This is a genomic window from Hymenobacter convexus (genome assembly GCF_030580955.1).
GTDB lineage: Bacteria > Bacteroidota > Bacteroidia > Cytophagales > Hymenobacteraceae > Hymenobacter.
Genome location: NZ_JAUQON010000009.1, coordinates 225,613 through 247,336 on the forward strand (window position 1 = coordinate 225,613; position 21,724 = coordinate 247,336).

The following is a 21,724-nucleotide window of genomic DNA, read 5'->3' on the forward strand; positions in this document are numbered from 1 at the left end:
ATAACGTCATGCTGAGCGAAGCCGAAGCATCTCTACCGCTTCGTTGAATTGATTAAATCACTTACCCGGTAGAGATGCTTCGACTTCGCTGCGCTCCGCTCAGCATGACGACCTAAAGACAAAACTATCCAATGGCTAAAATAACGTTCGACGGCATTGAGGTGGAAGTTCCAGATGGAACCACTATCCTGAACGCGGCCCGCCAGATTGGCGGCGGCATCGTGCCGCCCGCCATGTGCTATTACACCCCGCTGAAGGGCTCGGGCGGCAAGTGCCGCGCCTGCTTGGTGAAGGTGTCGGCCGGCTCGGCCAAAGACCCGCGCCCTATGCCCAAGCTGGTGGCTTCGTGCATCACGACGGTGCAAGACGGCATGGTGGTGGAAAACACCATCAACCAGCAGGTGATGGACGTGCGCAAGGGCATCGTGGAAATGCTACTCATCAACCACCCGCTCGACTGCCCGGTGTGCGACCAGGCCGGCGAGTGCAGCCTGCAGGACTTCGCCTTCGAGCACGGGGTGAGCACTACTCGCTACGAGGAGGAGCGCCGCACCTTCGAGAAAATCGACATCGGCCCCCTCATCCAGCTGCACATGACGCGCTGCATCCTCTGCTACCGCTGCGTATACACCGCCGACCAACTCACGCCCGAGCGCGTGCACGGCGTGCTGGGCCGCGGCGACGCCTCGGAAATCGGCACCTACATTGAGAACATCATCGACAATGAGTTCAGCGGCAACGTCATCGACGTTTGCCCGGTGGGCGCGCTGACCGATAAAACTTTCCGCTTCAAGCAGCGCGTGTGGTTCACGAAACCCGTGAATGCCCACCGCGATTGCAAAACGGACAAGTGCAACGGCCGTGTTACGCTCTGGTATAAGGGCAAGGACGTGCTCCGCGTAACGGCCCGCAAGGACGAGTACGGCGAAGTGAAAGAGTGGATTTGCAACACCTGCCGCTTCGATAAAAAAGAAACCACGGACTGGGTGCTTGAGGGTCCGGCGCACATCAACCGCGCCTCGGTTATCGCCCAAAACCATTACGAATTGCCAGTGGTAAACCCGCAGGTAATTCAGGATTTGCCCGAAAGCACTACCCGCGAACTGGAGCGTAACCCGCCGCTGCGGTTGGGTGGTTTGAATAATTAAAATCGTCTGTCATGCTGACGAAGGAAGCGTCTTATCACCGCTGCTTTCGTCAGAAATCATAACTCAATAGCTGCGCGGACGTGATAAGTTGCTTCGCTGCGCTCAGCATGACAATTACTCTATGACTCTCCCCGCTCTGGGCTGGCAAGGCCTCGTCGTTCTGGCAACCTTCGGCATTTCGCTGCTGATTGCCACGTATTGCACCTACGCCGAGCGCGTAATTGCCGCATTCCTGCAGGACCGCGTGGGCCCGGACCGCGCCGGGCCGTTCGGCTTGCTTCAGCCGCTGGCCGATGCAGTGAAGCTCTTTACTAAAGAAGAATTCTTCCCTGCCGGGGCCAACCGGGCGCTGTTCGTGTTTGGCCCCTGCTTGGCCATGATTACGGCCCTGATGTCGTCGGCCGTAATTCCGTTCGGCAACTTCCTGCAGTTCGGCGATACCATCGTGCATCTGCAGGGCATCGAAATCAACGTCGGGATGCTCTACGTGTTCGGCATCGTGTCGCTGGGCGTGTACGGGATTATGATTGGCGGCTGGGCCTCGAACAACAAGTTTTCGCTGCTAGGCGCCATCCGCGCCGCCTCGCAAAACATTAGTTACGAGTTGGCTATGGGCTTGGCCCTGATTGCCGTACTGATGATGTCGGGTACGCTGTCGCTGCGCGAAATCACCTTGCAGCAGACGCACGTGGGCGGTGGTTGGCACCTGAGCGACATTTTTACCTGGAATGTGTTTAAGCAGCCGCTGGGCTTCGTCATCTTTATTGTCTGCGCTTTCGCTGAAACCAACCGCACGCCGTTCGACCTACCCGAGTGCGAAACCGAGCTGATTGGCGGCTACCACACCGAGTATAGCTCGATGAAAATGGGCTTGTACCTGTTTGCGGAGTATGTGAACGTATTCGTGGCCACGGCCGTGATGTCGGTACTGTATTTCGGTGGATTCAACTACCCGTTCCAGTACGAATTCCTTGATTTCCTCACCAACAAAACCAGCCTGTCGGCCGACTGGGCACACAACATCTTTGTGCTGATGGGCGTGGTGGCCATGTTTGCCAAGATTTTCACCGGCATTTTCTTCTTCATGTGGGTGCGCTGGACGCTGCCGCGTTTCCGCTACGACCAACTGATGCGCTTGGGCTGGACTATCCTCATCCCGCTGGCTATTTTCAACATCCTGCTCACGGGCGGCCTGATTACGTTCGGCGTCATTCAATAACGAACATGGAATCCTTAAGCAAACGCGCCAAAGTCCTCGAAAAGAAGCCCATGACCCTGGCCGAGCGGGCTTACCTGCCGGCTATTTTTCAGGGCTTGAGCATTACGATGCAGCACTTTTTCCGGGCTGCCACCAAGAAGCAGGTCACCATCCGCTACCCCGAGGAAACGCGCCCCTTCTCCCCCGTATTTCGCGGCCTGCACGTGCTGAAGCGCGACGAGGCCGGCCGCGAGCGCTGCACCGCCTGCGGCCTCTGCGCCGTGGCCTGTCCTGCCGAAGCCATTACGATGGTGGCTGGTGAGCGCAAAAAAGGCGAAGAAAACCTTTATCGCGAGGAGAAATACGCGGTGAGCTACGAAATCAACATGCTGCGCTGCATCTTCTGCGGCCTGTGCGAAGAAGCCTGCCCCAAAGCGGCCGTGTACCTGCAAGCTGATAAAATGGCTCCGCCGCGCTTCGAGCGCGACGAATTTATTTACGGCAAAGACCGGCTGGTGGAACCCGTGACGCCGGACAACCGCTCGAAGCGCGGCATCCAGCTCACGCCCGAGCAGGCCGACAAGCTGCGCGCGCAACTGGCGTAGTGTAGCGTGGACTTTTAGTCCGCGACTGATTATTTGTCTTCATTCCACTCGCGGACTAGAAGTCCGCGCTACTGCTAATGTCTCCTCTCTTCCTCTTTCTCTCGTTCGTGGCCCTGCTGAGTGCATTGGGCGTGGTGCTGGCTAAAAACCCGGTGCACAGCGTTCTGTTCCTCATCCTCACGTTCTTCACGCTCTCGGGCCACTACCTGCTGCTGAACGCGCAGTTTCTGGCGGCGGTGAACATCATCGTGTACGCGGGCGCTATTATGGTACTGTTCCTGTTCGTGATTATGTTCCTGAACCTGAACGAGGAAACCGAGCCTCATAAGCCGGCCCTGGCCAAATTCGCGGCCGCCATCGCCGGTGGCTCGCTGCTGCTGATTCTGGTGGCTGCCTTGCGCAACGTGAGCCCTGCCGGCTACGACCCCAATAGTTTTGACTCGCAGATTGGCATGGTGGACCGGCTGGGCATGGTGCTGTTCCGCGACTATGCATTGCCGTTTGAGCTGGCCTCCATCCTGTTGCTGGCCGCCATGGTGGGCTCGGTGATGCTGGGCAAGCGCGAAACGGGCGAGCGGAACTTCTAAAACACCTCTCGATTGAACCGAGAAGCGGCAGCTGAAATTTCAGCTGCCGCTTTTTTTATGTTCTGCTGTAATTTGCTGCGGCCTGTAATCGGATGTTATTTGGTTTCACGGTTTACTATTTTCAACTCATATGAAAGCCCAGATTAACACTGCTGAACCAACCGAAACCGGCGAACTTGGCGTGCAGCAACTAAAGCGTTTCTGGTCGCAGGCGCTGGCCCGGCGTAACGGTGTATTTATTGAGCAATCGGAGCAATACTGGCGCTTCGATAATCTGCTGCTTAATGGACTTGGCCTCCCGCTGGAAGAAACCATGCAGTACCTGATGCAATCGGCTCCAAGCTTTTCCGAGTTTGAAAACTGGATTCTGACCAAAAACAACGGACAGATTAACTCTTTGCAAATCGAACGCCTCAATAGCATCTTTTCCAATCAACCCTATCCGGAAAGCCTGATTGATAATTTGCGCAAAATTGAGGACGAAGAGGACGTACTGAGTGCTGATGACTTAGCTTTCTGGGCTGAACATGGCTATGTAATCCTTCGCGCTGCCGTGTCGAAGGCACAGGCCCGGGCTACAGAAAGAGCCGTTTGGGAAGTTTTAGGAATGGACCCCAGTAACCCGGCCTCGTGGTACGAGAAGCCGATTGGCAAAGGCATTATGATGGATTTCTACCATCACCCTACTTTGCTCGCAAACCGTCAGTCGAAGCGTATTCAGAAAGCTTTCGCCCAGCTCTGGCAGACGGCCGACCTCTGGAAAACCACCGACCGCACCAGCTTCAACCCGCCCGAAACCGCTACCTACCAACACCAAGGCACGCCCCTGCACTGGGACATGAGCCTGGAGCCGCCACTGCGTTTCGGCACCCAGGGCCTGCTCTACCTCTGCGACACACCCGCCGAGCAGGGCGCTTTTCGTTGCGTACCGGGCTTCCACCGCCAGTTGGAAAACTGGCTGGCCGCACTGCCTGCCGGCACCGACCCGCGCCGCGTGAACCTGGACGCGTTGGCGGTGCCCATTGCGGCCGAAGCCGGCGATTTTGTCATCTGGCACCACGCCCTGCCCCACGGCAGCAGCCCGAACCGCGGCAATTACCCGCGCATCGTGCAGTACCTGAACATGTATCCGGTTAATTTCAAAGAAAACATGACCTGGCTCTAATGGAGCGGCAAGCCCAGTGGTTCTCTTAAGTTTTGAAACAGCGGGGCCGAACTCATCAGGCGACGTACAGCTGTTTTAATTAATTTATTTATAGCAACTTAATCGTTAGACAGAATAGCTACGAGGGGGGAATTAGTTATAAACGACAGCAGTAGCTGGCGTATTGGACTGCGCAACTACCGTAGAGCGAATGGGCATGGAACGATAGGTGGCTACCCGCATCTTGTGCATCGGCGATGCCACCAGTTGCACTTGCATGAGCGAGGCGGCAAGGGCGGTCCAGAACAGGAAAACAGCGGCGAATATGTACAGCTTGGTCATGAGAGCGGGAGTTGAAGTGCTTAACTGATACAAACCTACTAGGCCGGGGCAGGGTCGGATTTCGGGGTTCGCTCAAATGGGTCCACCGTTCGTTCAAGCCGGCTGATTGCCGGGTGAAGGGTTTATTTTGAGAGGTCAATTTTCCTTCTGAGCTACCAGAAGTGAATACGGCTTGGTGGCGCTATATGCCCTTAAATGTCGAAGCGGCGACTGATGCATCAGTCGCCGCTTCCGTTTCTAAAGTTTCAAAAACCTACTTCGCTACCACATCGGTCTTGATGCTCAGTTCTTTGAGTTGCGCATCGGCGATGGGCGAGGGTGAGTCTATCATTACGTCGCGGCCGGAGTTATTTTTTGGGAAGGCGATAAAGTCGCGGATGGAATCGGAGCCGCCGAAGAGGCTGCAGAGGCGGTCGAAGCCGAAGGCGAGGCCGCCGTGGGGCGGCGCGCCGTACTCGAAGGCGTCGAGCAGGAAGCCAAATTGGGCCTGGGCTTCCTCGGGGGTGAAGCCGAGCAGCGAGAACATGCGGGCCTGCACGGCACGGTCGTGGATGCGGATGGAGCCGCCGCCGATTTCCACGCCGTTTATCACGAGGTCGTAGGCATTGGCGCGGGTCTGGCCGATGGTTTCGGGGTTGTCGAGCAGGGCCAAATCCTCTGGTTTGGGCGAGGTGAAGGGGTGGTGCATGGCGAAGTGGCGGCCTTCTTCCTCGCTGAATTCGAGCAGCGGGAAGTCAATCACCCACAGCGGCGAGAACGAATTGGGGTCGCGCAGGCCGAGGCGGCGGCCCATTTCGAGGCGCAGCTCGCTCATGGCTTTGCGGGTTTTGGCTTCGGGGCCGGCCAGCAGCAGGATGAGGTCGCCGGGATTGGCGTTGAAAGCGGCCTTCCACTTCTGCAACTCCTCCTGCGAGTAGAACTTGTCGACCGAGGATTTCACCTGGCCGTCGGCTTCTACGCGGGCATACACGAGGCCGGTGGCGCCAATTTGCGGGCGCTTCACCCACTCGGTCAGCTCGTCGATTTGCTTGCGGGTGTAGGCGGCACAGGTAGCAGCGTTGATGCCCAGTACCAGTTCGGCGCTGTCGAACACGGGGAAGCCCTGGCCTTTCACGGTGTCGGTGAGGTTGGCGAACTTCATTTCGAAGCGGGTGTCGGGCTTGTCGTTGCCGTAGTCGCGCATGGCATCGGCGTAGGTCATGCGCGGCACGGTGGGGAAATCGAGGTTTTTGATTTCCTTGAACAGGTAGCGCACCAGGCCTTCGAACATGTCGAGGATGTCTTCCTGCTCCACAAAAGCCATTTCGCAGTCAATCTGCGTGAATTCAGGCTGGCGGTCGGCGCGCAGGTCTTCGTCGCGGAAGCACTTCACAATCTGGAAGTAGCGGTCGAAGCCCGACACCATGAGCAGCTGCTTGAACGTCTGGGGCGACTGCGGCAGGGCGTAGAATTCGCCGGGGTTCATGCGGGAGGGCACCACGAAGTCGCGCGCGCCTTCGGGCGTGGACTTGATGAGCACCGGCGTTTCGACTTCGATAAACTCCTGGCCGTCGAGGTAGCGGCGCACGGCCTGGGCCATTTTGTGGCGCAGCATCAGGTTGTTGCGCACCGGGGTGCGGCGCAGGTCGAGGTAGCGGTACTTCATCCGCAGGTCGTCGCCGCCGTCGGTTTCGTCTTCGATGAGGAAGGGCGGCAGTTTGGCGGGGTTCAGGATTTCGACCTTTTCGGGGCGGATTTCGATGCTGCCGGTTGGGATTTTGTCGTTTTTGGAGTAACGTTCCGATACTTTACCGGTCACTTGGAGCACGAACTCACGGCCGAGGTCACGAGCCGTTTCAAGCAGAGCTGCTGCTTCAACCCCCTCTTCAATGGTGACTTGTGTCAGGCCATACCGGTCGCGCAGGTCAATCCAGAGGATAGAGCCTTTATCACGGGTGCGCTGCATCCAGCCGCAAAGCGTGACGGTTTGACCAATGTGTTCGGGGCGAAGCTCGCCGCAGGTGTGGGTACGTAGCATGGCAATGAGGATTTCGGACAAAGTTAGGCCTTGCGGGTAGGAAGGCAACCCGCAATTTTGGTACGGAGTATGCAAAGGGCACCGGCAACGGCGTTCCTTTGTCGCTTCAACTCCCTTCAACTTCCTATGAAACTCTTCCCCGCGCTCGCCCTGGCCACCGCCCTGCTGGCCGCCGGCACCGCCCAGGCCCAAACCAAAATCAAGACCAAAACCAAGTCTGACAACGCCGAGATTAAGTCGAAAGGCACGGTCGGCGCGGTCACGCTCGACGGCCCCATCAAGCGCATTGAAACGCTGTCGGGCATCGACGTGTATCCCAAGCCGAACTCGACCGACATCCTGCTGAGCTTCACCCAGCAGTTCACCAAGCCCGGCACGCTGGTGATGACCGATTACAAGAACAAGGTGATGTACCAGACCGACCTCGACCCGCAGAACAACACCGGCGCGCCGGTGAACCTGGGCAAGATTCCGGCCGGCACCTACCTCGTGGAGGCCAAAACCGGCAACTACGTGTACTGGAAAAAGGTACGCATCAAGTACCCTACCATTCGCCGGTAGTTTAGCCTTCGGTCTGAAAAAGAACGTCATGCTGAGCGCAGCCGAAGCAACTCTACCGCCGAAGTAAATAAATTACTCTCGCGGTAGAGATGCCTCGGCTGCGCTCAGCATGACGTTCTTTGTTATTGTTATCACTCCAGTTTATCATGAAAATCACCGCCTTTTTGCTGCTGTTTCTGAGCCTCACGGCGTTCGCGCCCAAGCCGAAGCTCACCACCGTCAAGCTGGCTTCGAACCTGAGCGTGGGCGTGCCGGCCGGCTTCGCGCCGCTGCCCGACGACGGCATTGCCGTCAAATACCCCTCGCCGCGCCGGCCGCTGGCCGTGTTTTCCAACCCCAGCGGGCGCGTGGATTACAGCGTGGCCGTGCGCCCCACCACCTTCGAAAGCTTCGATTACGGCGTGTTGATTAAGATTTACAAGTCCAGCATCCAGCGTCTTTACACGAAAGTTGATTTCATCAAGGAAGACATTCGGACGGTGAACGGGCGCGACTTTATTTATTTTGAATTCGTGTCGACCGTGACCGATACCCGCCGCAGCGGCTCGCAGCTGGCGCCCATCAAGCGCTACCAGGCGGTGCAGTACGCCATTGAAGGCACGCAGCTTTACGTCTTCACCTTTGTGGCCCCGGCCGAGGAGCAGGCCCAGTGGCAGGAAACGGCCCAGGCTGTGCTGGGTGCCATTGTGATGAAGAAGTAGCGCGGACTTTTAGTCCGCGAATGAACCTCCTGCGCAAACGCGGACTAAAAGTCCGCGCGACAGAGCTCCCGCCCATGACCGACGACTATTTCATGCAGCAGGCCCTGGCCGAGGCCGAAAAAGCGCTGGCCGCTGCGGAAATCCCCATCGGCGCAGTGGTTGTGTTCGAAAAGCAAATCATCGGGCGCGGCTACAACCAGACCGAGCAGTTGCGCGACGTGACCGCCCACGCCGAAATGCTGGCCCTGACGGCCGCCGCCAATCACCTCGGCAATAAATACCTGGCCGACTGCACCCTCTATGTCACCATCGAGCCGTGCGTGATGTGCGCCGGCGCCAGCTACTGGGCCCAACTAAAAGCCGTAGTATTCGGGGCCGACGAGCCCAAGGTGGGCTACCGGCGGCACGGGCAGCTGCTACACCCGCGCACCCAGTTGCGCGGCGGCGTGCGCGCCGAAGAATGCGCTGCTCTGATGCGCCGGTTTTTCAGCGCAAAGCGGAAATAACTTGCGGCGCAAACTTTCCTTTTTTACTCTTTCATCCTTTCGTCTGCTTTTATGTTGTTCGCCATCCTGCTTCCCGGCATCTCGATGATATTTCGGGGTCACGTCCTCAAAGGCATTCTGTGCGGCATTCTGCACATCACGCTCATTGGCTGGATTCCGGCGGCCATCTGGGCCGTGGCTTCTTACCGGGAGGATTTGGCGGAGAAACGCCACCGCGAGACGCTGGAGTTTCTGGCCCGCCAGCAGCGCTAGCCGTGGCTCAGGGGCCCCTGGGCTCGCAGTTGGCCGCTTTCGAAATTCAGTGGCAATACTATACTTTTGACCCTAAGTGGGCAGCAGCCGTAACCATGCCTGGGGATGGCTGTTTTACTACCACGCACCATTCGTACTCTTCACCACCCAAACCACTTTTATCATGGCTTTCGAACTCCCGAAACTTCCCTATTCCTACGACGCGCTCGAACCCACGTTTGATGCGCAAACCATGGAAATCCACCACAGCAAGCACCATCAGGCCTACGTGACAAACCTGAACGCCGCCATTGCCGGCACCGAGATGGAAAACCAGTCCATCGAGGAAATCCTGCACAACATTGCCAAGGCCCCCGCGGCCGTCCGCAACAACGGCGGCGGCCACTACAACCACTCCCTGTGGTGGACCATCCTCTCGCCCAACGGCGGCGGGCAGCCCACCGGCGCCGTGGGCGAAGCCATCACGAAGTCGTTTGGCACCTTCGACAAGTTCAAGGAAGAATTCACCAAGGCGGCCACCACGCGCTTCGGCTCGGGCTGGGCGTGGCTGTGCAAGCAGGCCGACGGCTCGGTGCAAATCTGCTCCACCCCCAACCAGGACAACCCGCTGATGCCCGATTCGGGCTGCAAGGGCCTGCCGGTGCTCGGCCTCGACGTGTGGGAGCACGCCTACTACCTGAAATACCAGAACCGCCGCCCCGACTACATCGCCGCCTTCTTCAACCTCATCAACTGGGACGAGGTAAACAAGCGCTTTGAGGCTGCTACGCCCGCGTAGATTTTCTTTTTGCTGTTCTTTTGACGGCAGAATCTATACTAAAAAGGCCCGCTCCATCGTCTGGAGCGGGCCTTTTTAGTGATTGTCGCTAATAAAAGGAAGAATAAAAAGAACGTCATGTCTCGGCTGCACTCGAGATGAAGTTCACTTAAAACAATTCGTGTACCTACCTGCTTTATCACCGCGTTTCAACCAACCCGGCGATTCACGCGCGCCTCCCTTACAATGTCAAGCAAAGCCTTTGAGCCCGCCAAACTGGGCAACCTCACCCTCGCCAATCACATTGTGATGGCTCCCATGACGCGCAGCCGCGCCCTGGGCAACGTGCCCAACGAGCTGATGGCCGAGTACTACCGCCAGCGCGCTACGGCTGGCCTCATCATTTCGGAAGGCGTTTCGCCGTCGGCCGATGGCCTGGGCTACGCCCGCATTCCCGGCCTGTTCAACGCCGAGCACGTCACCAACTGGCAGCGCGTCACGGAAACGGTGCACCACCACGGCGGCCATATTTTCGTGCAGCTCATGCACGCCGGCCGCGTTTTCCACCCCCTCAACCTGCCCGAAGGCGCCGAAGGCATCGCCCCCTCGGCCGTGGCCGCCCAGGGCCAGATGTGGACTGACCAGCAGCAGATGCAGGACCAGCCCACGCCCCGCGCCCTGCGCGCCGACGAGCTGGTCCGCGTGCGCGACGAGTACGTGCAGAGCGCCAAGCTGGCCCTCGAAGCCGGTTTTGATGGCGTGGAGCTGCACGGCGCCAACGGCTACCTGCTGGAGCAGTTCCTGAACCCCGCCAGCAACCAGCGCACCGACGAGTACGGCGGCAGTGTGCAGAACCGCGCCCGCTTCGTGCTCGAAGTGACCAAGGCCGTGGCCGAAGCCATTGGCAAGGAGCGCACCGGCATCCGCCTCTCGCCCTGGGGCGTGTTCAACGACCAGCCGAACTACCCCGAGATTGACGAAACCTACGCCTACCTGGCCGAGGAGCTGCAGAAAATCGGCGTAGTGTACCTGCACCTCGTCGACCACCAGAGCATGGGCGCGCCCGCCGTGCCGGCCCAGGTGGTGCCGCTCATCCGCGAGAAATTTACGGGCACCCTCATCCTGAGCGGCGGCTACAACACCGTGGCCCAGATTGATGCCGCCCTGGCCGGCCCGGCCGACCTAGTGGCCATCGGCCGCCCCTTCATCTCGAACCCTGACCTTGTGGAGCGCCTCTCCAGCGGCCTGCCCCTGGCCGAGAGCGACCCGGCCACCTACTACGCGCCCGGCCCCAACGGCTTTGCTGACGGCTACACCGACTACCCCACGGCCGACGGCCAGCCCGCCGGCACGTTCTCGCCCACCTACGAGGCGTAAACCGGCCCCCAGCGGCGGCTGAAAGCCCCTGCGAAGCCCGCCCTACATGGGGCGCTTCGCAGGGGCTTTTTTATTTATCTTTGACGGCTGTGGCCCGTGCGCTGCGCTTGCTTTTGCCTTATCCCACCCTCTCCTCTTGTTTCCCGCATGAATAACACGAAGCTGCGCCTTACCATCCTGAGTTTTCTCCAGTTCTTCATCTGGGGCTCGTGGCTGATTACCATCGGCGCCTATTGGTTTCAAACGAAGCATTGGTCGGGCGCGAAGTTTGGGGTCATTTTCTCCACCATGGGCATCGCGTCGATTTTCATGCCCTCGCTCATGGGCATCGTGGCCGATAAGTACATGAACGCGGAAAAGCTCTACGGCATTCTGCACATCCTAGGCGGCATCGTGCTGTGTACCATTCCGATGGTGACGGACCCCGACACATTCTTCTGGGTCATTCTGCTGAACATGATTTTCTACATGCCCACGCTGGCGCTGTCCATCGCCGTGTCGTACTCCATCCTGAAGCGGCAGGGCTTTGATGTGGTGAAGGACTACCCGCCCATTCGGGTGTGGGGCACCATTGGCTTCATTGTGGCCATGTGGACGGTGAGCTTGCTGGGCTTCGAGAAGTCGGCCAGCCAATTTTACGTAGCCGCCGGCGCAGCCATTCTGCTGGGTATCTATTCGTTCACGCTGCCCGCCTGCCCGCCGCAATCGGCCAGCACGTCCAGCCAGAACCTGGCCGAAATCCTGGGCCTGAAGTCATTCGCCATTCTGCGCGACCGCAAGATGCTCACCTTCTTCCTGTTTGCGCTGCTGCTCGGCGCCGCGCTCCAGCTCACGAATGCCTACGGCGACACCTTCCTGCACGACTTCGACAAGAACCCGGCCTATCAGGACACCTTCTCGGTAAAGCATCCGGCCATCATCATGTCCATCTCGCAGATTTCGGAGACGCTGTTCATCCTGGCCATTCCGTTCTTCCTGCGCCGCTTCGGCATCAAGCAGGTCATGCTCTTCAGCATGATTGCCTGGGTGTTGCGCTTTGGCCTGTTCGCCTACGGCAACCCCGGCGAGGGCCTCTGGATGATTGTCCTCTCGTGCATCGTGTACGGCATGGCCTTCGATTTCTTCAACATCTCGGGCTCGCTGTTCGTCGAAACCCAGACGCAGCCCAGCATCCGGGCCAGCGCGCAGGGCTTGTTTATGATGATGACCAACGGCTTCGGCGCCGTGCTGGGCAGTTCGCTCAGCGGCCTCATCATCCAGCAGTACTTCACCGATGCGGCCGGCAATAAGGACTGGCACAGCATCTGGCTCACATTTGCGGGCTATTCGCTGGCCATTGCGGTGCTGTTTGTGTTCATTTTCAAGCACAAGCACACCACGCAGGCGGTCGAAGAGTCGCAGCCGGAAGGGCTTCTCTCGGTGGAGCAAGCCTAGCCTTTTGCCGACAGTGCTTCAAAACACTTATTCCAACAGCAAGGCCCCGCAGTTTGCGGGGCTTTTCTGTTAAAAGCGAGACCGGGCTGGCTTACCTCTCTATAATTTCAAGTGAATAAAAGCGGCCGACAGCGCCTTGATTTTCGTCGGCCCGGCTTCGTACCTTTCGCTGACGCTGGCCGGCTGACAGCAGAGGCTGCCCGGCGCAGCGGGTCGCCCTTCATTCTCCGCGTATGACTTCCCCCAGGCCTTCGGCGGCCACGCCCGACCTCGCGCTTAGCTTCGATACCGATTCGTATTTCCAGGCAAATTCCTGGTTTTACAAAGCGTTCGGCGTGCTGCCGCGCCGCGAAATCTATCAGCTGGCCGAAGCGCAGGCCCGCCAGCAGGTGGTGGCTAAGCTAGCCGAAACCCACGACGTGGAGGCCGCCACTGTAGCCCACTCCGTCTACATCGAGAAAGTGGGCAAAGCCCCGGAAATTGGTCATTTCGCGCTCAACCTCGCGCCGCATTTGCTGCTCAGCTTTTTCGACCGCGGCTCCTACGGCGACCGCACGGCCCAACTGCTCTACTCGCCGCAGGCCGATACCACGCTGCTGGCCGAGCTGCGCGCCCTGCTGGCCAGCCACCTCGAAACCGGGCAGTTGGAGCACCAGCGCATTCAGGTGCTGCGCCTGGCCTTCAACGACCTGGAGTTTACGCCGCTGCCCATCAAAATACCGGCCCTCGACCTGGCCACACACTACAACGACGACCTGCTGCCGGCCCACGAAACCATTCTGCGCCGCCTGCAGCAGCCCGAAGAAAAGGGCATCGTCATCCTGCACGGCCCGCCCGGCACCGGCAAAACCAGCTACATCCGCCACCTCTGCGGCCTCACCGACAAGCCCAAGCTGTTCATTCCGCCCAACCTGGCCGCCCGCATCGCCGACCCCGAATTCATCAACCTGCTGCACGACAATACCAACTCCATCCTGCTCATCGAGGACGCCGAGGAGTTGCTCTCGAAGCGTGACGGCCCTGGCGGCAACGCCGTGAGCAACCTGCTGAACCTGTCCGACGGCCTGCTTTCCGACGGCTTCCACATCCAGATAGTCTGCACCTTCAACGCCGAGCTGGCGCGCATCGACAAAGCCCTGCTGCGCAAAGGCCGCCTCATTGCCTCCTACCGCTTCGAACCCCTGACGGTGGATAAAGCCCAAGCCCTAGCCACTGCCATGGGCCAAACCGAACCCATCACCGAGCCCACCACCCTGGCCGACCTCTACAACCGCGACAAAGCAGACTTCGTGAGCGAGAGCAAAACCACAGGCCGCATCGGCTTCAACCGCTGATTTTAAACTCAACAATACAAGATTGGTATAAAAAAAGTCAGCATTTGGCACAAAGAAAAAGCCCGTCCTGCGTGATGCAAGACGGGCTTTTTCAAGCAGTTAAGCTACGCATTATTTCGAACCGAAGAAGAAATCGCCTTCAATCTGGGCGTTTTCGTCGGAGTCAGAGCCGTGCACAGCGTTGGCTTCGATGCTCTTGGCGTACTTCTTCCGGATGGTGCCTTCTTCGGCGTTGGCCGGGTTGGTGGCGCCGATGAGGGTGCGGAAGTCAGCCACAGCATTGTCCTTCTCGAGGATGGCCGCCACGATGGGGCCGCTCGACATATACTTCACCAGGTCGTTGTAGAACGGACGCTCGGCGTGCACGGCGTAGAACTGGCCGGCGCGCTCGGCGGTGAGGTTGATTTTCTGGAGTTCCACGATGCGGAAGCCGCCGGCCTCAATCATGCTCAGGATACCACCGATGTGGTTTTCCTGGACGGCGTCGGGCTTAATCATCGTGAAAGTGCGGTTGGTGGCCATTGGGGGAGAATTCAGAATTTGAATAAAGATTTGAAAGCACAAAACTACCACAATCAACGGCCCGCGCCCAACCTCCTCGCTAAGAGTACCGGTTTTTCTGCTTCGTAGCGGCCCGTTGAGATGGCAGCGACGCCTGCAACCAAGTCTGCTGATAAGGACCCGACTATGGGCGACGGATGCGCCAGAGGCTCAGGTGGCCGTTGTCGGCAACGAGTTCTAAGCGTTGCCGAATGGCTGAATAGACGCGCACCACTTCCTGCTCAAACGTCGCATTCTGCGTCACCACATAGTCGGCGGGCAGCGTGCGGAGGGCGCGGGCCAGGTTCTCGGGCGTCAGGTTTTCGGGCGAGTTGCGGTTTTGTAGCATGGTCCAGCCACGGCGCTGGGCCAGCAGCAACGGGAGGTTGTAGGAATACGCGTCGAGCACGAGCAGCCGAGCCGTGCGCGGCACGCCCAGCGAATCGAGCCAGTGCGCACTCGGCAGGAAATTATCGCGGGTGAGCACGCTCTTATCGGTGGGCGGCGGCGTGGTGCGGCGGCACTGCTCGGCCTGGGCTTTCCAGACAGTCGCACCGCTCAGCAGCAGCACCACGGCGGCCGTGGCCAGGCGCGCCACACGGGCGGCTGGCGCCCGCCAGGCCGCTAGGCATCCTGCAAATCCCAGCACCAACGGCAGAAAGAAACTGTCGAGCAGATAATAGTCGTGAATGGCGAACAGCGGCCCCATCAGGCCATAATAGGCCACTGCCCCGGCGGCCAGCGCCAGCCAGTGCCCCAGCCACTCGCTGCGCCACAGGCGGCGGCCCTGCTGCACCACTACCGCGCCGCCCAGCAGCAACATAAGCAGCCATTGGGGCTTGCTTAGGATATTCCACAGCCAGTACTCGCGCATGGTCTGCGTCACACTTACAAACTCTGCCCACGAAGTGAAAGCCCGCGGCCGCGCCAAGAACATCGAGCCGTGATAGACGCGGCTCAGGTGTTCATTGTATAAAAAACTGGCCGCTAAGAACAGGAAAGCCACGCCGTATAGCGCCACCACGGCCCGCCAACCCAACTCCGCGCCTGTGCGTTTGGACCGCAACACCACCAGATGCCCCAGGGTGCATAGCAGCGGCAGCGCAAAAGGCGTGCGCATAGCCGCCGCCAGCGCTAGCCACGCCACGGCCGCCGCCAGCCAGCGCCGGGCCGGGCCGGGCGAAACCGGCTCCAACGCCCGAAAGAAGCAATAATACCCCACCAGCACTGCCGCGAATGCCGGCACCGACGGCAGGAAATTAGCCTGATAAAACAGGTAGATGGGGCTAAAAAATGCAAACAGCGCCGCCGCCACGCCCTTCCAGGCCGAGCCGCTGGCCCGGCGCACCAGCCCGAATAGCGCCAGCAGCCCGCCCAGGCTGGCCGCCAGCGTCACGCCCCGCATCAGGGCCGGCGCGTCGCGGCCCACAAGGCCCATGAGCAGCGCCGCCACGTAGGCCGGCAGCGGGAAGCCAGCCCCGGTCACACCGTCGGTGGTGAGCAGGTTGAAGGTGGCGGGATGAAAAAAATCGTAGCCCCGCGCCCGAAACTGTAGGGCAATAGCCAGCCAGTCGGCCTGCGCCCAGGCGTGATTGAACGACGGGTACAGGCCCATAAAACCGGTATAGAGCCAAGCGCTGAGCGCCAGCAAAAGCCCCAGCAGCAAGGCTGGCGCTACCCACCGGCGCTTTGCTCCCCGACCATCCGACAACCAACAATTCATTTTTACTCCCATTGAAAAGACAATGATGGGTAAAAATGGACCATTTCGTTCGTCCGGTTTGTTGGGGCTCTCGTCCGGTTTGGTCGAACCTTCTGACCGGACTTCACTGTTAAGAAAAGATTTCTTCCGACTTTTGCCGGCCCAATTATTTGTAAGCCACCGGCCCTCAGTTCTTTTTTTCTAACTCCGGGCCATTCACGTTGTCGATGTCTAGTTCCATTTCCGCTCTGCAAGCGTTGCTGGCGCAGCCCAAGCAGATTGTCATCACCACCCACCACAAGCCCGACGCCGACGCGCTGGGCTCGTCGCTGGCCTGGGCCGGCTACCTCAAGCAAAAGGGCCACCACGTGACGGTGGTGACGCCGTCGGACTACCCGGCGTTCCTGAACTGGATGGAGGGCAACGACGAGGTAGTGGTGTACGACCGCCGCCAGAACGACCGCCAAGTGCGCGACCTGGTGAACCGGGCCGAGGTCATCTGCTGCCTCGACTTCAGTTGCCTGGGCCGCATCAACGAACTGGGCGAGTACGTGCGCCAGGCCAAGGGCGTGAAGGTGCTTGTCGACCACCACCAAGAGCCGGAAAACTTTGCCGACATCGTTTTCTCGACGCCTTCGGCCGCCGCGACGGCCGAGCTGATTTTTGAAATCATCCGCGACCTGGGCGACCAGGACCTCATCACCAAAGGCATCGGCGAGGCTCTCTACGCGGGCATCATGACCGATACGGGCTCGTTTCGCCACCCCAGCACCTCGCGCAACGTGCACCTCATCATCGCCGAACTGCTGAAGGTCAACATCGACCTCTCCAAGGTGCACCGCCTCATCTACGACTCGCATTCCGAAATCCGGCTGCGTTTCCTGGGCTTCGTGCTGAAGGACAAGCTGGTGGTGAACCGCGAGTTCAACACCGCCTACATCGCCATCACGCAAGCCGAACTGCGCGAGTACCAGAGCAAAACCGGCGACACCGAAGGCCTCGTGAACTACGCGCTGAGCATCGAGGGCATCAAGTTTGCGGCCGTGTTTATTGACCGTGGCGTGGCCGTTAAAATTTCTTTCCGCTCGGTGGGCAATTTCTCCGTCAGCGACTTTTCGCGCCGTCATTTCGACGGGGGCGGGCACCACAACGCCGCCGGTGGCATCAGCTACGATACCCTGGATGCAACCGTGGAGCGCTTCCTGGGCATCCTGCCCGAGTACAAGGAACAATTAACGGGCGTGCCCGCCGCCGTAGCGCCGCCGGTGGCGTAACTTTGAACCGTTTCTGATTCTTCACTTCTTTTATTTTCATGCGTTTTTCCTCCCGCTCCGCGCGGCAGCTGGCCCTGGCGGCCGGCCTGCTGGGCTTCGCTTCGCTCACGGCCTGTAACAAAGACAGCGGTGAATATGCCAAAACCAAGTCCGGCATCGAGTACAAGATTTACAAGAAAGTCGGCAACGGCTACGAGCGCCGCAACGACGTGAACGCCGAAGGCGACCCCACCTACAAAGACCGGGTGAACAAGGTGATGCTGGGCAACGTGCAAGTGCGCACCGGCAAAGACTCGGTGTGGCAAAACAGCCTGCGCGACGTGGGCATGGCTGTGCCCCTGCCCCTGAAAGAGCTCAAGCAAAAGGGCGCGCCCGACGAGGCCATTTCCCTGCTCCAGCCCGGCGACAGCGGCGTGTTCCGCTTCCAGGCCGACTCGCTGTTTAAGCCCAAAATGGGCCAGCCGGCGCCTCCGTTCATCAAGAAAGGCGGCAACGTGATTGTGATGTACGTGGCCACCACGCCCAAGCTCCTCACCGAGACGGAAGCCCAGGCCCTGCAGCCCGAGCTGCAAAAGCGCTCGATGATGGCCCAGATGAAGAAGCGCATGGCCGACCCCGAGTTCCAGAAGCAGATGCAGGCCCAGAAAGACGCGCAGGCCAAAGCCCTGGCCGAGCCCGCTGTGCAGGCCCAGCTGAAAAAGGACGACGCCGTGCTGCAGGACTACATCAAGAAAAACAACCTGACGATGCAGAAGACGCCCTCGGGCATCTACTACCAGGTGCTGAAGCCGGGCACGGGCGACAAGCCCAAAACCGGCCAGATGGTGAGCGTGAACTACAACGGCACGCTGCTCAGCGGCAAGCTGTTCGACTCGTCCGACAAAATGGGCAAGCCGATTGATTTCCCCCTCGGCATGGGCCAGGTGATTCCGGGCTGGGACGAAGGCATTGCCCTGCTCAACAAGGGCGGCAAAGCCATTCTGCTCATTCCTTCGTCGCTGGCCTACGGCACCCGCGGCGCCGGCACCGACATTCCGGCCGACTCGCCCCTGCGCTTCGAGGTGGAACTCGTTGACTTCCAATAATTTTTCTAGCACCTCTGATTCCGGCCAACGGGCAACGCGGCACAGCTGCCCGGGCTCCGTTGGCCGGAATCTTTTTTATCCTCGTTATGACTAATCTTCTGCTCCGTGCGCGCTACTGGGTGCTGGCGGCTGGCATGCTGCTGGCCGCGCCGGCCCTGTGGAGCTGCAATTCCCAAACCACCTATCAAAAGCAGTTGGCCGAACACGATACCCAGCTGCGGGCCATCGACGAGGATACCATTCAGCACTACCTGAAGCGCAACAACCTGCTCAGCGGGGCTACGCGCACCAGTTCGGGCCTCTACCTGGTGCCGATAACCAACGGCACGGGCGCGCAGGTGACCAAAGGCGCGCAGATACAGCTCAAGTACGTGGGCCGGTTCCTCAGCAACGGCGCCCACCCGGAGTCGTCGGGCTACCCGGCTTCGTACGGCGACCCCCGGTTCCCGCAGGGCACTGTGTTCGATAACTCGGCCGACAACAAAACCCAATGCGGCTGCGTGGTCTTCACGGGCGGCAGCGGCGCCATTCCGGGCTTCAACGAAGGCTTGTTGCTGATGCGCAAAGGCGACCGCAAGCTGCTGCTGATTCCTTCGCGGTTGGCTTATGGCCCTGCCGGCTCGCAAGACCCGCGGACTGGCGCAGTCATCATTCCCCCGGATTCGGCGCTGATGTTCGACGTAGAAATTCTTGATGTTTTTTAACTTGAGCTAGCATGAAAACGTTGGGCTTTCTGGGCGGCAAGTGCTGGGGATTAGGGCTGGTGCTGCTGGCCGCCACCGCCGCGAGTGCCCAGACCAGCGCCAAATCGGCCGTGCCCACCGCGCCCAGTGCCCCCGTGGCTGGGGCCGACACCACGCACCTCGTTTTTCAGCGCACCCCCAACGGGGTGCGCTACGCGTTTCGGGAGCGCGGTACGGGGCCGCTGGCCGTGCCCGGCAGCCGCGTGGCCGTGCGCTACACCGGCTTTCTGCCCGATGGCCGGGCTTTCGACGCGACGCAGGCTTGGGGCTCGGCCTTTCGCTTTCGGGTGGGGCGGCACGAAGCCATTGCGGGCTGGGATGAGCTGATGCCGCTGGTGCCGGCCGGTTCCCGCGTCCGGGTTTGGATTCCGGCCGCCCTGGCGTATGGGGCCAAAGGCGTGCGCCACCCCGACGACGACTCCCGATTTTTGATTCCGCCGGACACCGACTTAACCTTCGAGCTGCAGGTGATGAGCGTGCGCTGAGGCGCTACGCTCTGCCGCCGGATGCTCTTTTTTTCTTAACGGCTGCTCCAGCCACTTCTTGTTTCTGAATGCGTTCTGTTCTGCTTGCGCTGGGCTTTGGCCTGCTTTTCTTCGGCCCACCCGCCACGGCCCAAACGCCGGGTGGTGACTTTTCGCGCCTGCCCACGGGCACCGAATACCGGCTTTTCCGCAAAGATGCCAGCGGCCGCTACCAGCCCCGCGCCCTGGCCCCCAGCGACGCGCCCTACGCCAGCCGCGCCGGCCAGGTCCTCACCGTATTCATGGAATTCCGCACCGGACGCGACTCTGTGCTGATGAAATCGCGCGCCATGCAGCCCACGCCGCAGCCGGTGCTATTGCCCGCGCAGCCCACCCGCGGCAGCATGGAAGAAGCCCTGGGCCTGCTGCTGCCCGGCGACAGCGCCGTGTTCCGCTTCCAGGCCGATACGGTGTTCGCCAACACGTTTCATCAGGCAGTGCCGCCGTTTCTGCGCAAGAGCGGCAACACGCTGGTGGTGCTGGCCAGCGCCCAGGAACTGGTGACCATGGCCGAAATGACGGCCCGCCACGAAAAGATGCAGGCCGAATTTGCCAAAAAAGAAGCGGCCAAATCGGCCGGCCAAACGGCCAAGGATGTGGCCATCATTCAGGCATACCTGAAGAAAAACCACGCCACGGCCCGCAAAACCGCTGGTGGCACCTACTACATCATCAAGAAGCTGGGCACTGGCCCCACCCCGAAAAAAGGCCAGACGGTGAGCGTGCTCTACCGCGGCACGGTTCTCACCACGGGCAAGGAGTTCGATTCGACGGCCAAGCGCAACAACGACCCCTTCAGCTTCCCCCTCGGCACGGGCCAGGTGATTCCGGGCTGGGACCAGGGCATTGCCATGCTCAACAAAGGTACCAAGGCCGTGCTGCTCATCCCCTCGCCGCTGGCCTATGGCAGCCGGGGCGCCGGGGCCGACATCCCGGCCAACGCCGTGCTCCGCTTCGAAGTGGAGCTGGTCGATATTCAATAGCGTCTGACCTGGGGGTATGCAGCCAGTTGGCCGTATGCAAAAAGCCCGTCGTGCTGAGCATGACGGGCTTTTTGCATACGGCTGTTTGTACAGATGCGCTTAGTTCAGCACCTGCGACAGAATATCCAGCGAGCGAATCTCGCCCAACTGTTCAATGTGCAGCTGGTAGTAGCGAATGAGCACGTTCAGCAGTTCGTGCCGCACGCGACCGTTGGGAATGGTGCTGGTGGCGGGGTCACGCAACAGCTCGTCGAAATAGCCTTCAAACTCGCGTAGCCGCAAGGTAGCCGGGCCGGTAGCGCCCGGCGCCACCGGCGCGTGGCCGGCCATGATAACCTGGTCGGTCAGCTCGGCCCCGGTGCTCACGCCAAAGCCCAGGTAGGTGGCCAGTTGCAGCAGGAAAACCAGCGCAAAGTTTTCGAAGCCCGTGGTTTGCCGGTCAAACGCCAAAATGGAGTCGTGGAGGAATTGGAACAACGGCTCGTTCTGTTCTTCCTCGCGCACGGCGCGCCCCACTACTTCGGACAGAAAGAGCGCCACGCTGCTTTTTTGCACCTCGTAGGGCAAGCTCTGGAACGGCTCGGCGCACCGGAACTCCGATAGCCGGGTGAGGCCGCTGCTGCCACGCGCCACATAGGCCACCAGCTCCAGCAGCGTGAAGGGCTGAAACAGCGCAATGCGCCCGGGCGGCTTGGCTTTGCGCACGCCGTTCACCACGTAGGTCTGCACGCCCAGCCGCTCGGTGTAGATGCGCGCAATGATGCTGGTTTCGCGGTATTTGAGGTAGCTGAGGACGATGCCTCGGGTCTTGATTAGCATATTCTTTACTGTGAAGATGCGAAGCGCGTGAGAGAAGTAGAAGTATCTCTGGCCTACGGCGCAGACGGTTGAGCCTGCCTGCCTGCCTGGT

The 21,724-nt window shown here is 60.0% G+C and carries 23 protein-coding genes; 18 read left to right on the top strand and 5 right to left on the bottom strand.

The window, feature by feature from the left end; translation table 11 throughout:
• The first annotated feature begins 131 nt into the window (after positions 1-131).
• The 5 genes from Q4S41_RS18945 to Q4S41_RS18965 all read left to right on the top strand — a co-directional run bounded on the left by Q4S41_RS18945 (position 132) and on the right by Q4S41_RS18965 (position 4,703).
• Positions 132-1,148: a 2Fe-2S iron-sulfur cluster-binding protein gene (locus Q4S41_RS18945; RefSeq protein ID WP_305032699.1), complete on the top strand. Its 1,017-nt coding sequence runs from the start codon at positions 132-134 to the stop codon at positions 1,146-1,148.
• A gap of 121 nt (positions 1,149-1,269) precedes the next feature.
• Positions 1,270-2,367 (top strand): NADH-quinone oxidoreductase subunit NuoH, encoded by a 1,098-nt coding sequence (gene nuoH / locus Q4S41_RS18950; RefSeq protein ID WP_305032700.1) that lies wholly within the window; start codon positions 1,270-1,272, stop codon positions 2,365-2,367.
• 5 nt (positions 2,368-2,372) lie between these two features.
• On the top strand, positions 2,373-2,951 hold the full coding sequence (locus Q4S41_RS18955) for a NuoI/complex I 23 kDa subunit family protein (RefSeq protein WP_236668922.1): 579 nt from the start codon (positions 2,373-2,375) through the stop codon (positions 2,949-2,951).
• A 77-nt stretch (positions 2,952-3,028) separates the two neighbouring features.
• The gene (locus Q4S41_RS18960) at positions 3,029-3,538 is read left to right on the top strand and encodes an NADH-quinone oxidoreductase subunit J family protein (RefSeq protein ID WP_305032701.1); all 510 of its coding nucleotides are present in this window, start codon (positions 3,029-3,031) and stop codon (positions 3,536-3,538) included.
• A gap of 130 nt (positions 3,539-3,668) precedes the next feature.
• On the top strand, positions 3,669-4,703 hold the full coding sequence (locus Q4S41_RS18965) for a phytanoyl-CoA dioxygenase family protein (protein WP_305032702.1): 1,035 nt from the start codon (positions 3,669-3,671) through the stop codon (positions 4,701-4,703).
• 132 nt (positions 4,704-4,835) lie between these two features.
• Here the strand turns inward: Q4S41_RS18965 and Q4S41_RS18970 are convergent, their stop codons facing one another.
• Both Q4S41_RS18970 and aspS read right to left on the bottom strand, forming a co-directional pair.
• Positions 4,836-5,024, bottom strand: a complete 189-nt coding sequence (locus Q4S41_RS18970) for a hypothetical protein (RefSeq protein ID WP_305032703.1) — start codon at positions 5,022-5,024, stop codon at positions 4,836-4,838.
• A 253-nt stretch (positions 5,025-5,277) separates the two neighbouring features.
• A complete protein-coding gene (gene aspS, locus Q4S41_RS18975; RefSeq protein WP_305032704.1) occupies positions 5,278-7,041 on the bottom strand; it encodes an aspartate--tRNA ligase in 1,764 nt (587 codons plus the stop codon).
• A gap of 126 nt (positions 7,042-7,167) precedes the next feature.
• On the opposite strand from aspS, the gene Q4S41_RS18980 reads away from it, so the two are divergent.
• From Q4S41_RS18980 to Q4S41_RS19015, 8 genes are all read left to right on the top strand, one after another.
• Positions 7,168-7,602, top strand: a complete 435-nt coding sequence (locus tag Q4S41_RS18980) for a T9SS type A sorting domain-containing protein (RefSeq protein WP_305032705.1) — start codon at positions 7,168-7,170, stop codon at positions 7,600-7,602.
• A gap of 146 nt (positions 7,603-7,748) precedes the next feature.
• Entirely contained in the window at positions 7,749-8,303 is a 555-nt protein-coding gene (locus Q4S41_RS18985; protein ID WP_305032706.1) for a hypothetical protein, read from the top strand.
• A 74-nt stretch (positions 8,304-8,377) separates the two neighbouring features.
• The gene (locus Q4S41_RS18990; RefSeq protein ID WP_305032707.1) at positions 8,378-8,809 is read left to right on the top strand and encodes a nucleoside deaminase; all 432 of its coding nucleotides are present in this window, start codon (positions 8,378-8,380) and stop codon (positions 8,807-8,809) included.
• A gap of 51 nt (positions 8,810-8,860) precedes the next feature.
• Positions 8,861-9,061 (top strand): hypothetical protein, encoded by a 201-nt coding sequence (locus tag Q4S41_RS18995; protein ID WP_305014520.1) that lies wholly within the window; start codon positions 8,861-8,863, stop codon positions 9,059-9,061.
• A 163-nt stretch (positions 9,062-9,224) separates the two neighbouring features.
• On the top strand, positions 9,225-9,839 hold the full coding sequence (locus tag Q4S41_RS19000; RefSeq protein WP_305032708.1) for a superoxide dismutase: 615 nt from the start codon (positions 9,225-9,227) through the stop codon (positions 9,837-9,839).
• Between the two features lie 225 nt (positions 9,840-10,064).
• Positions 10,065-11,195, top strand: coding sequence for an alkene reductase (locus tag Q4S41_RS19005; RefSeq protein WP_305032709.1), 1,131 nt, complete (start codon positions 10,065-10,067; stop codon positions 11,193-11,195).
• 147 nt (positions 11,196-11,342) lie between these two features.
• Positions 11,343-12,629 (top strand): nucleoside permease, encoded by a 1,287-nt coding sequence (locus Q4S41_RS19010; RefSeq protein WP_305032710.1) that lies wholly within the window; start codon positions 11,343-11,345, stop codon positions 12,627-12,629.
• A gap of 233 nt (positions 12,630-12,862) precedes the next feature.
• Positions 12,863-13,963, top strand: coding sequence for an AAA family ATPase (locus Q4S41_RS19015; RefSeq protein WP_305032711.1), 1,101 nt, complete (start codon positions 12,863-12,865; stop codon positions 13,961-13,963).
• A gap of 111 nt (positions 13,964-14,074) precedes the next feature.
• On the opposite strand, the gene Q4S41_RS19020 is transcribed toward Q4S41_RS19015, so the two are convergent.
• Both Q4S41_RS19020 and Q4S41_RS19025 read right to left on the bottom strand, forming a co-directional pair.
• Positions 14,075-14,485 carry a nucleoside-diphosphate kinase gene (locus tag Q4S41_RS19020; RefSeq protein ID WP_196295605.1) on the bottom strand — a complete coding sequence of 137 codons (411 nt, stop codon included), beginning with the start codon at positions 14,483-14,485 and terminating at the stop codon, positions 14,075-14,077.
• A 163-nt stretch (positions 14,486-14,648) separates the two neighbouring features.
• Positions 14,649-16,226: a hypothetical protein gene (locus tag Q4S41_RS19025; RefSeq protein ID WP_305032712.1), complete on the bottom strand. Its 1,578-nt coding sequence runs from the start codon at positions 16,224-16,226 to the stop codon at positions 14,649-14,651.
• Between the two features lie 206 nt (positions 16,227-16,432).
• Here Q4S41_RS19025 and Q4S41_RS19030 point away from each other — a divergent pair, with 206 nt between their 5' ends.
• The 5 genes from Q4S41_RS19030 to Q4S41_RS19050 all read left to right on the top strand — a co-directional run bounded on the left by Q4S41_RS19030 (position 16,433) and on the right by Q4S41_RS19050 (position 20,814).
• A complete protein-coding gene (locus tag Q4S41_RS19030; RefSeq protein WP_305032713.1) occupies positions 16,433-17,479 on the top strand; it encodes a DHH family phosphoesterase in 1,047 nt (348 codons plus the stop codon).
• 38 nt (positions 17,480-17,517) lie between these two features.
• On the top strand, positions 17,518-18,564 hold the full coding sequence (locus Q4S41_RS19035; protein WP_305032714.1) for an FKBP-type peptidyl-prolyl cis-trans isomerase: 1,047 nt from the start codon (positions 17,518-17,520) through the stop codon (positions 18,562-18,564).
• A gap of 86 nt (positions 18,565-18,650) precedes the next feature.
• Positions 18,651-19,268, top strand: coding sequence for an FKBP-type peptidyl-prolyl cis-trans isomerase (locus tag Q4S41_RS19040; RefSeq protein WP_305032715.1), 618 nt, complete (start codon positions 18,651-18,653; stop codon positions 19,266-19,268).
• An 11-nt stretch (positions 19,269-19,279) separates the two neighbouring features.
• Positions 19,280-19,792, top strand: coding sequence for an FKBP-type peptidyl-prolyl cis-trans isomerase (locus Q4S41_RS19045; protein WP_305032716.1), 513 nt, complete (start codon positions 19,280-19,282; stop codon positions 19,790-19,792).
• A gap of 68 nt (positions 19,793-19,860) precedes the next feature.
• Positions 19,861-20,814 (top strand): FKBP-type peptidyl-prolyl cis-trans isomerase, encoded by a 954-nt coding sequence (locus Q4S41_RS19050; protein ID WP_305032717.1) that lies wholly within the window; start codon positions 19,861-19,863, stop codon positions 20,812-20,814.
• 99 nt (positions 20,815-20,913) lie between these two features.
• On the opposite strand, the gene recO is transcribed toward Q4S41_RS19050, so the two are convergent.
• Entirely contained in the window at positions 20,914-21,633 is a 720-nt protein-coding gene (gene recO / locus Q4S41_RS19055) for a DNA repair protein RecO (protein ID WP_305032718.1), read from the bottom strand.
• Positions 21,634-21,724: the final 91 nt, after the last annotated feature.

Coding starts and splice junctions, on each gene's coding strand:
- Q4S41_RS18945 (WP_305032699.1), top strand. CDS start 132: ATGGCTAAAATAACGTTCGACGGCATTGAGGTGGAAGTTCCAGATGGA.
- nuoH (WP_305032700.1), top strand. CDS start 1,270: ATGACTCTCCCCGCTCTGGGCTGGCAAGGCCTCGTCGTTCTGGCAACC.
- Q4S41_RS18955 (WP_236668922.1), top strand. CDS start 2,373: ATGGAATCCTTAAGCAAACGCGCCAAAGTCCTCGAAAAGAAGCCCATG.
- Q4S41_RS18960 (WP_305032701.1), top strand. CDS start 3,029: ATGTCTCCTCTCTTCCTCTTTCTCTCGTTCGTGGCCCTGCTGAGTGCA.
- Q4S41_RS18965 (WP_305032702.1), top strand. CDS start 3,669: ATGAAAGCCCAGATTAACACTGCTGAACCAACCGAAACCGGCGAACTT.
- Q4S41_RS18970 (WP_305032703.1), bottom strand. CDS start 5,024: ATGACCAAGCTGTACATATTCGCCGCTGTTTTCCTGTTCTGGACCGCC.
- aspS (WP_305032704.1), bottom strand. CDS start 7,041: ATGCTACGTACCCACACCTGCGGCGAGCTTCGCCCCGAACACATTGGT.
- Q4S41_RS18980 (WP_305032705.1), top strand. CDS start 7,168: ATGAAACTCTTCCCCGCGCTCGCCCTGGCCACCGCCCTGCTGGCCGCC.
- Q4S41_RS18985 (WP_305032706.1), top strand. CDS start 7,749: ATGAAAATCACCGCCTTTTTGCTGCTGTTTCTGAGCCTCACGGCGTTC.
- Q4S41_RS18990 (WP_305032707.1), top strand. CDS start 8,378: ATGACCGACGACTATTTCATGCAGCAGGCCCTGGCCGAGGCCGAAAAA.
- Q4S41_RS18995 (WP_305014520.1), top strand. CDS start 8,861: ATGTTGTTCGCCATCCTGCTTCCCGGCATCTCGATGATATTTCGGGGT.
- Q4S41_RS19000 (WP_305032708.1), top strand. CDS start 9,225: ATGGCTTTCGAACTCCCGAAACTTCCCTATTCCTACGACGCGCTCGAA.
- Q4S41_RS19005 (WP_305032709.1), top strand. CDS start 10,065: ATGTCAAGCAAAGCCTTTGAGCCCGCCAAACTGGGCAACCTCACCCTC.
- Q4S41_RS19010 (WP_305032710.1), top strand. CDS start 11,343: ATGAATAACACGAAGCTGCGCCTTACCATCCTGAGTTTTCTCCAGTTC.
- Q4S41_RS19015 (WP_305032711.1), top strand. CDS start 12,863: ATGACTTCCCCCAGGCCTTCGGCGGCCACGCCCGACCTCGCGCTTAGC.
- Q4S41_RS19020 (WP_196295605.1), bottom strand. CDS start 14,485: ATGGCCACCAACCGCACTTTCACGATGATTAAGCCCGACGCCGTCCAG.
- Q4S41_RS19025 (WP_305032712.1), bottom strand. CDS start 16,226: ATGAATTGTTGGTTGTCGGATGGTCGGGGAGCAAAGCGCCGGTGGGTA.
- Q4S41_RS19030 (WP_305032713.1), top strand. CDS start 16,433: ATGTCTAGTTCCATTTCCGCTCTGCAAGCGTTGCTGGCGCAGCCCAAG.
- Q4S41_RS19035 (WP_305032714.1), top strand. CDS start 17,518: ATGCGTTTTTCCTCCCGCTCCGCGCGGCAGCTGGCCCTGGCGGCCGGC.
- Q4S41_RS19040 (WP_305032715.1), top strand. CDS start 18,651: ATGACTAATCTTCTGCTCCGTGCGCGCTACTGGGTGCTGGCGGCTGGC.
- Q4S41_RS19045 (WP_305032716.1), top strand. CDS start 19,280: ATGAAAACGTTGGGCTTTCTGGGCGGCAAGTGCTGGGGATTAGGGCTG.
- Q4S41_RS19050 (WP_305032717.1), top strand. CDS start 19,861: ATGCGTTCTGTTCTGCTTGCGCTGGGCTTTGGCCTGCTTTTCTTCGGC.
- recO (WP_305032718.1), bottom strand. CDS start 21,633: ATGCTAATCAAGACCCGAGGCATCGTCCTCAGCTACCTCAAATACCGC.